This window comes from Microbacterium sp. Leaf351, assembly GCF_001423825.1.
GTDB classification, from domain to species: domain Bacteria; phylum Actinomycetota; class Actinomycetes; order Actinomycetales; family Microbacteriaceae; genus Microbacterium; species Microbacterium ginsengisoli.
The window spans coordinates 20,424-22,799 of record NZ_LMPK01000003.1; the positions used below are offsets into that span (position 1 = coordinate 20,424).

At 70.5% G+C, this 2,376-nt stretch carries 2 protein-coding genes; one reads left to right on the plus strand and one right to left on the minus strand.

Annotated features, from left to right (window positions below; translation table 11 throughout):
- On the minus strand, positions 1-501 hold a 501-nt coding region (locus tag ASG00_RS01560; protein ID WP_056206348.1), incomplete at its 3' end, for a cysteine hydrolase family protein.
- Positions 502-633: 132 nt separating this feature from the next.
- Between ASG00_RS01560 and ASG00_RS01565 the strand changes: the two genes are divergently transcribed.
- Positions 634-2,376 (plus strand): M13 family metallopeptidase (locus tag ASG00_RS01565; RefSeq protein WP_235559050.1); only part of this gene is annotated, 1,743 nt, incomplete at its 3' end.

The window sequence follows — 2,376 nt, forward strand, 5'->3', positions numbered from 1 at the left end:
TTGGAACGACCAGTAGAGGTTCGTGTGCGCGATGACGTCGGGAACGCTCGGGGCGCCCCACGCGGTCTTGTCGCCGGCGGTGTGGGCGTCGCTCACGAGCACCGTGTCGTAGCCGCGCGCGAACGCGCCGTGGATGGTCGAGCGGATGCAGGCGTCGGTCTCGGCGCCCGCGACGACCAGACGGTCGACACCGAGCCGGGCGAGCAGGTCGTCGAGGTCGGTGCCCTCGAACGAGTCGCCGTAGCGCTTGTGCACGTGCGCGTCGCCGTCGACCGGCACGAGCTCGGGCACCAGTTCCCACGCTTCCGTGCCCTGCTCGAGCTCGCCGTCCTCGGAGTGCTGCACCCACACGACGGGCACGCCGTCGTGTCTCGCGCGGGCGACCAGCCCGGCGATGCGGGTGACCACGCCGTCGCGGTCATGGGCGCCGTCGACGACGCCGTTCTGCACGTCGACCACGAGCAGCGCCGTGGCGCCGTCGCGTGCGGTGAGTGTCGACATCCTGACCTCTTCTCCGCCCGCCGGTGCGGGCCCGACGCGACAGTACCGCGCGGCGCCGACACGGCGGACGCGGGTGCGCGGATGTGCGCAACTCCCGGCCGACCCATGAGTGCGCGGCGTAGGGTGGAGCCCATGTCTGCAGACCTCCGCTCCGGTCTCGAGCTCGGCGAACTGAGCACCGAGATCCGCCCGCAGGACGACCTGTTCCGCCACGTCAACGGCGCCTGGCTCGACCGCACCGCGATCCCCGACGACAAGGCCCGCTGGGGCTCGTTCCACCTCATCGCCGAGCAGGCCGAGAAGGACGTCGCCGCGATCATCACCGAGTCGCAGCAGGCCGAGCCCGGCACCGAGGCCCGCAAGATCGGTGACCTCTACGCCAGCTTCATGGACACCGAGCGCATCGCCGCGGCATCCCTCGCGCCGATCTCGGCGCAGCTCGCCCGCATCGACGCGATCGGCTCGGTCGAGGACCTCCTGATCGCGATCGGCGAGCTCGAGCGCGACGGCGTGCGCGGACTCATCGACCTCTACGTCGAGCCCGACCCCGGCAACCCGACCCGCTACGTCCCCTTCCTCGTGCAGGGCGGGCTGTTCCTCCCCGACGAGAGCTACTACCGGCTCGAGAACTTCGGCGAGACCCGCATCGCGTACCGCGAGCACATCGAGCGTCTGCTCGGCCTCGTCGACGTGACGGATGCCGCGGCCCAGGCCGACCGCATCGTCGCGCTCGAGACCGAGATCGCCGCCGCGCACTGGGACAACGTGCGCAGCCGCGATGCGGTCGCCACCTACAACCTGAAGACCTGGGACGAGGTGCAGTCGCTCGTGGGCGTCGACCTGGAGCCGTGGCGCTCGGCGCTCGCACCGGGGCATCCCGATGCGTTCGCCGAGGTCGTCGTGCAGCAGCCGAGCTTCCTGGAGGGTCTGGGCGCACTGCTCGTCGACGCGCACCTCGAGGGCTGGAAGTCGTGGCTGCGCTACGCGATCGTCCACGGCTCGGCGCCGTTCCTCACCGAGGAGATCGTCGCCGAGAACTTCTCGTTCTACGGCACTCAGCTCACCGGCGTGCCGGTGAACCGCGAGCGCTGGAAGCGGGGCGTGAGCCTCGTCGAGGCGGCGCTCGGCGAGGCCGTCGGCCGCGTCTACGTCGAGCGGCACTTCCCGCCGCAGGCGAAGGTCGCCATGGACGAGCTGGTCGCGAACCTCATCGAGGCCTACCGTCAGTCGATCACGACCCTCGAGTGGATGAGCCCCGAGACCCGTGAGCGCGCGCTCGCCAAGCTCGACGCCTTCACACCGAAGATCGGCTACCCGGTGCGGTGGAAGGACTACTCGGCACTCGTCGTCGACCCCGCCGACGTGGTCGGCAACGTGCGCCGCGCGCACGTCGTCGAGCACGACCGGCAGCTCGGAAAGGTCGGTGGGCCCATCGACCGCGACGAGTGGTTCATGACCCCGCAGACCGTCAACGCCTACTACAACCCGCTCATGAACGAGATCGTGTTCCCGGCGGCGATCCTGCAGTACCCGTTCTTCGACGCCGATCGCGACGCGGCGGCCAACTACGGCGGCATCGGCGCCGTGATCGGCCACGAGATCGGCCACGGGTTCGACGACCAGGGCAGCCGGTACGACGGCGACGGGTCGCTGCGGGACTGGTGGACCGACGCCGACCGTGCGGCGTTCGAGCAGCGCACGGCGAGTCTCATCGCCCAGTACGACGAGCTCGTGCCGCAGGGTCTCGCTCCCGAGAACCACGTCAACGGCGCTCTCACGATCGGCGAGAACATCGGTGACCTCGGGGGCCTCGGCATCGCGATCCGCGCCTACGAGATCTCGCTCGGCGGCGAGCCCGCTCCCGAGATCGACGGG